Here is a 5,965-nt window from a genome sequence, read left to right on the forward strand (position 1 = left end):
CCGGTGGGGGCGGAGGGCGGGACTACAGCGCCGGCCCCGACTACCGGGCCGCCTACGACGACTATCGCGAGCACATCGCCCTGATCTGCTATGGCGAGGGGGACAAGCTCACCAGTGAGTACACCACCAGCTACGAGTGGGATTCCGACAGGCGGAAGTACGTCCAGCGCTCGGGCACGCAGCTGACCCACAAGGACTACGACACCTCCGTAACCATCCAGATCGATGGCGACACCGGCCGCATCCGTCCGGCCAAGGACATGGTGCCGCCGCTGCACTCCGAAAGCGATGGTGGCTGGTACCAGATCAGTAGCCTTTCGGTATCGCGCGACATGATCCGGGGCCAGTTCAAGTTCAACGGCGCCAACCGCCCGAAGATCATGATCGACCGGCGGACGGGACACATCACCCTGGACGGGCTGACCCAGTTCCGGGGGACCTGCACGCCGCTTGATGGTGACCGCCGGTTCTAGGTGACCACGAGGCCGGCGGAGCCGATGATGAAGGCAATCAGGGCGATCAAGGCCGTGGCCTTCACGCCCTGCCAGAGCGCCATACCGAAGGCCCGCCACCGGCGTTTGTCGATGCGGCTTATCCAGGCCGTCTGCAGGCCCAGGTACCAGAGGGTGGCCGCCGCCGCGATGAAGCTGCCGATCAGAGGGTATTGCGGCAGTGCCGTTGAGAGGGTCAGCCCGCCCTGGAGGAGCAGGGTGAAGGCCGCGGCGGGATAGCATTCGATGAAGAAGGGGCCGCGAAGCGTGGAGCGCGACAGGGGCTGACCTGAGGCGCTGACGTAGCGCAGCGCGAACATCAGCGGGAAAACGGCGAATACCAGCGAGCGGAGCAGGATCAGGTTCTGTTCCGACAGCTGGGTGATCGGCCCCTTCGTCCCATGTGTCGGATCAATATTCAGGCTCAGTTCCAGCCCGTGGGAAAGCAGGAGCGTGATCAGGAGAAACAGCGGCGGCGACAGCGCCTCGTCGAACTGTTCTTCCTCCGGACGACTCAGCTGGGCGCGGCAGTATTCCAGCGTCTTCATCGGCTGGAACAGGGTCTGGAACAGGGTGCGAGGATAGAAGACCAGCCAGGTCATGACCTCATACAGCAGCTCCTCGAGCGACCGGAGGATCTTCATGAAGTCCATGCTGTGCGGTCCTCGCCTCGATCCTCGCCGGCTCCGTCAGGCGCCGGCGCCGCGGGTCTTATTTCCCTCTTGTCAGGCTTGATATCCTGACGGAGCCTTGCCGTTGATCACAACCTTGAGGGCGCGACGTGGGCAAGGGAACTTTGTCGCTCGGCGACCGGGTCGCCACGGTGGTCTGGTTCCTGTTCGGCGCCGGCTTTCTGCTGGCCATCCCTGTCCTGCTCTCCGTCAGCGGGTGGGTGCTTCCGATCCTGCTGGGGTTGGCGGTGGCGATCGCCCTGCCAATCTCGGCAATCTGGAGGTTTGCGCTGGACCGGCGGGGGGGAACAACCTTCGCGCGCCGATGGGTCGTCGTTTCCGTGGCCAGCTTGTTCGTGCTGGGAATCCTGGCGGCGGCGCCGGTCTACTACCTCTCGGCGACGGTCGCGGCGCGCCCGTTGGTCGCCCCGCAAGTGACTCTGTCCAACGGGGACAAGACCATCATCTTCCAGGGCATGGCCCACGTGGGGTCCGAGCGGTTCTACAAGACGGTCGTCTACGACCTGGAGCAGGCGCTGGCCGACGGCTATGTCGCCTACTACGAGGGCGTGACCCCAGACCCGGCGGGCGACGCCTGGTTCTCCACCACCCTGGCCAATGGCGGCAACCTGTCGGCGGAGTACGAGACGCTGGGCAAGGTCTGCGGCCTGTCCTTCCAGGGCCAGTACTTCCAGCTGCTGGCGCAGGATATTCGCGAGCATCCGGATCGCCACGTCGTGGCGGATGTGTCGACCCTGCAGCTTAAGCAGGAATATGAGCGGCTGATCGCCGCCGACCCGGACTTCGCGGCCCGGGTCGCCAAGGCGGCGGACGACAAGAAGGACTCCTCGGACAACGACGACGTCCTGAGCGGCTTCCTCAAATGGACCCAGGACGGCGACGGACGCCACAAGGCGCTGGGTGGCATCGTCTGCCGAGGGGTGATGGGAATGATCCTGGCGCCCAGACCGGACAAGAAGCCCGGCGACATGGACCCGCTGATCCTCGACTACCGCAATCGGATGCTGGTCGACCGGATTGTCGCCGACCCGCGCAAGCGCATCTACGTCAACTATGGATTCGACCATTTCAGGGGGATGTACGACCTGCTGAAGCGATCTGATCCGAAGTGGAAAGTGATGTCGGTGAAGTGGATGCGGGTGATCGAGGCCCCTGAGGAACTGACCGGTCAGCTCTGAGCCGAACCAGAATTCGCGTCACGCGTTGCGGGATCAACATCCCCGACTGTCGGCCTGAACAGGGAGGTAGACGACCATGAAACGCGCGATGACAACTCTTGCGGCGGGCTTGCTCGCCGTTGGGATCGCCTACCCTGCGGCTCAGGCGCAAGCGCCCGGCGGTGAACGCGATCTGGTCGGCGCCCGTGCGGCGGGCGGCGAAACGGCGCTGCAGTCGCGGGGCTATATCAACGTCCGAACGGAGATCGGCGACGACCGAAAATGGACCTATTGGTGGAATGAGCGGCGGCGCATCTGCCTGACGGTCTCAACCATGGGCGGCCGCTTCAACGCCATAACGGTCAGCCCCGCCCCGGACTGCCGGTCCCGCCCGACGACCCTGCCGGGGCCTGTGGCCGGGCCGGTCGCCAGCGGGCGGTCCGAGGAAATCCGCTTTGATCGGGGCGCGACCTCCGCCACGCGGCGTGGAAGCATCCGGGGCTACGAAACGATGACCTACTGGCTGGACGTTCGTGCCGGCCAGATGATGTCGGTGTCGCTGCAGAGCTCGAATCGCTCCGGCTACTTCAACATCACCCCTCCGCGCGGCGATCAGGCGATCTTCAACGGCTCAGTGGGCGGAAATCGCTACCGGGGCCGCGTGATGGCGAACGGCCGATACAAGATCGAAGTCTATCTGATGCGAAACGCCGCCCGTCGGGGCGAGTCGACCCGCTACACCATCGATGTTGGCGTGGAGCGTCGTCGCTAAATCGATGACGGGGCGCAGGCGAGCGGGCGCACCGCCGGCTCTGCCGCTCCAGAAGCCTAAGGCCGAAATCACCTTAGCCGATCGGCGCGCTGGCGCCGTCGCGACCGACTGGCGCAGCAGAAGGTGGCCATGAAAAAAACTGGCACAATTGGAAAATTGCTGGCTTTATCGTTGCTTACGCGAGCGGCTGATGCCCGGAATGTTCTTTAGGGCTGAGCGTTTGCGGTAGTGCGTTGAGTGTAGTGAGTGATTCATCCAGTGATCGATGTACCCGGTGGGCGAGCAGTTCAACCTGAGGTCGATGAAACGGGGCGGGGCTCGCTAAGAACTCTCGAAGAGACCTTGGGGAAGGCGCGATTGATTGTCGCGCCGACGCCTGACACCGACATCGCCGGATTGGCCCGGGCGATGATGACCCGCGAGGCGATCGACGCTGTCCGCGCCCACCCGCGCTTTGCCGAGGCGGGCCGCCGTACGGTCGATGGCTGGGCCCCCAGGCCGGGCGATGATCTGAGCAAGAGCCGGGCGTTGCAGGACGTCGGACTATTCGCCGCCGGCCTGTGGTGCATGCAACTGGACGCCAGCCCTGCTGGCCTGACCCACTCCAGCCTGGCGGCCGCGATCTCGACCTGGGGTCTGGCCAGCCGGGGGCGGGTGGGGCCGATGCTGGCCTATCTGCGCTTCCGGAACATGATCCAGTTGGCGCCCTCGTCCGATCGGCGGGTCACCCGCTACACGCCGACCTCGCACCTGCGCATCCAGTTCGGTCTCTGGTTCCAGCGGGAGTTGGAGGGCGCGGCGCCGATCTTTCCCGAGGCGGAAGCGCTCTTGGCGCGGTGGGGCGAGCCGGGACTGCTAGAACGGCTGGTCACCGCCTACAGCACGATTCTGCTGGCCAGCCAGCAGCTGGCGGACGTCAAGGAAGAACCCAGCCTCGACGTCTTCTCGCATCGCCGCGCCGGACTGATCATCCTCGGCCAGATCCTGATGGCGGCCGACGACGGCGGAGCCTTCCCCCCCCGCGGCCCGGTCCGGCTGGTGCTTAGCGACCTGGCCCGCCGCAGCGCCGCTTCGCGGGGGCAGGTCCAGGCCGTGTTGCGGGAGGGCGCCAAAGCCGGCTTCCTGCTGCGTGACGAGGACGGTCTCACCCTGCTGTCGGACAACCTGATCCGGCATGTCAGCGACTTCCTGCCCATGTACTGGATGGCTCTGGCCTGGGCCGCCCGGAAGGTGCTCGGCGACGAGCTGTCCTGAAGACGCGAAAGGCGCCCCAAGGGGACGCCTCTGTCGTCTGGTCTTGAAGGGAACGCCAGGGCTCCACCGGATCCGTGGGGGGAGGAGTCAGACCCGGTGGAGCAGCGCCCGCCGGCTCACAGGCCGACGGCGCGGGCGGCGGTTTCCATCTGGGCAATACCCAGGATGGCGATGATCGGCAGGCTGGCGAGGAAAAGGCTGGCCAGGTTGGAGATGCGAACGGTCATTTGAGTGGTCCCTCTGGTTTGGTGGGGAGCGCGTCGCCGCGTTCCGATGTCCAGATGAATACTCGCCGTCGTCTGAAAATGCTTGTTAAGGTCGTGTCATGACCCGAATTTAAGAGAATAACCCAGATGTAATTTCATTACCTCTATGTAATCGGCATGTTCTTGGGATCCGCCGGATTACAGCGATTTAACCCGCGCCCCGTTGCCGCCTCACGAGATGCGGCCTACCCGTTACGCCCACGCATGATCGGCGCGTTGCGCGCCAGCTGGGGAGCCTCACGTCATGATGAACCGCCGCGAACTGTTCGCCTCCGCCACCGCCGTGGCCGCCCTGGCCGCCCTGCCGCGCGCCGCATCGGCCCAGGGCGCTGCCCCGACTGGCGAGGCGGCCAAGATGTACGCCATGTTCGATCGATCGATGGACCAAGCCATGCGCCGCTCGCCGGAGCTGCCGACCTACCTGGGCATCGACAAGGGGGCGATGGCCTGGAGCAAGAGCCTGCTGAGCGACAATTCGGCGACATCCCTGGCCGAGGGCCGGGCGCAGAACACCAAGGATCTGGCCGAGCTTCGCTCGATCGACCGCAAGCAGCTGACCGGCATGGACGCGGTCAACTATGACACTGTCGAGTTCGTGCTGGCGGTGCAGGAAGAGGGCAACAGCAAGTTCGCCTATAACAACGGCGGTTCGGGCGCGCCCTATGCGCTCAGCCAACTGACCGGCGCCTACCAGTCGACCCCCGACTTCCTCGACAATGCCCACACCATCGACAATGCCGACGATGCAGACGCCTACCTGTCGCGGATGGAATGCTTCAGCCGCGTGCTGGACAACGAGGCCGAGACGGCTCGGCGCGATGCGGCCATGGGGGTGATCCCGCCGGACTTCGTGCTGGCCAAGACGGTGACGCAGATGGAGGCCTTCCTGGCCACCAAGACCGAGGAAACCACCCTGGTTTCGTCTCTGATCCGCCGGGTCGGGGAGAAGAAGGTGGAGGGCGACTACGCCCGGGTGGCGACCAAGCTGTACGATGAACGGGTCCGTCCGGCGTTGGAGCGCCAGCTGGCCCTGGTGAAAAGCTGGCAGCCCAAGGCGGTGCATGACGCCGGGGTCAAGCGCCTTCCCAAGGGCGACGAGTACTACGCGGTCAGCCTGAAGAACTATGTGACCAGCAACATCACCCCCGAAGAGGTACACAAGCTGGGCCTCGAGCTGGTCAAGAGCCTGGGCGCCAAGGCCGACGTGCTGTTCAAGAAGGGCGGCATGTCGAAGGGCACGGTCGGCGAGCGGTTCGCCGCCATGTACGCCGACCCCAAGCAGCACTGGCCCAACACCGACGAGGGCAAGGAAGCCCTGATCGCCAGCCTGAAC

General features: G+C 65.2%; 6 protein-coding genes. 5 read left to right on the forward strand and 1 reads right to left on the reverse strand.

Going from position 1 to position 5,965, the window contains the following annotated elements; genetic code table 11:
• Nucleotides 1-473: hypothetical protein (locus tag GVN21_RS20030; RefSeq protein WP_166576508.1), on the forward strand; the 473-nt coding region annotated here is incomplete at its 5' end.
• Here the strand turns inward: GVN21_RS20030 and GVN21_RS20035 are convergent.
• Entirely contained in the window at nucleotides 470-1,144 is a 675-nt protein-coding gene (locus tag GVN21_RS20035) for a hypothetical protein (protein ID WP_166576509.1), read from the reverse strand. The two genes, GVN21_RS20030 and GVN21_RS20035, sit on opposite strands and share 4 nt — an antisense overlap.
• A 128-nt stretch (nucleotides 1,145-1,272) precedes the next feature.
• Here GVN21_RS20035 and GVN21_RS20040 point away from each other — a divergent pair, with 128 nt between their 5' ends.
• The 4 genes from GVN21_RS20040 to GVN21_RS20055 all read left to right on the forward strand — a co-directional run.
• Nucleotides 1,273-2,361, forward strand: coding sequence for a hypothetical protein (locus GVN21_RS20040; RefSeq protein WP_166576510.1), 1,089 nt, complete (start codon nucleotides 1,273-1,275; stop codon nucleotides 2,359-2,361).
• 76 nt (nucleotides 2,362-2,437) lie between these two features.
• Nucleotides 2,438-3,112 carry a hypothetical protein gene (locus tag GVN21_RS20640; protein ID WP_205690208.1) on the forward strand — a complete coding sequence of 225 codons (675 nt, stop codon included), beginning with the start codon at nucleotides 2,438-2,440 and terminating at the stop codon, nucleotides 3,110-3,112.
• A 357-nt stretch (nucleotides 3,113-3,469) separates the two neighbouring features.
• Nucleotides 3,470-4,366, forward strand: coding sequence for a hypothetical protein (locus tag GVN21_RS20050; RefSeq protein WP_166576511.1), 897 nt, complete (start codon nucleotides 3,470-3,472; stop codon nucleotides 4,364-4,366).
• Nucleotides 4,367-4,876: 510 nt separating this feature from the next.
• The coding region (locus GVN21_RS20055) for a DUF885 family protein (RefSeq protein WP_166576512.1) at nucleotides 4,877-5,965 on the forward strand (1,089 nt) is incomplete at its 3' end.

The sequence above is a fragment of the Caulobacter sp. SLTY genome, from assembly GCF_009905535.1.
Taxonomy (GTDB): domain Bacteria; phylum Pseudomonadota; class Alphaproteobacteria; order Caulobacterales; family Caulobacteraceae; genus Caulobacter.

Bases quoted from the DNA above. Each gene is read 5' to 3' on its own strand.
- GVN21_RS20035 (WP_166576509.1), bottom strand. From the start codon at position 1,144: ATGGACTTCATGAAGATCCTCCGGTCGCTCGAGGAGCTGCTGTATGAG.
- GVN21_RS20640 (WP_205690208.1), top strand. From the start codon at position 2,438: ATGAAACGCGCGATGACAACTCTTGCGGCGGGCTTGCTCGCCGTTGGG.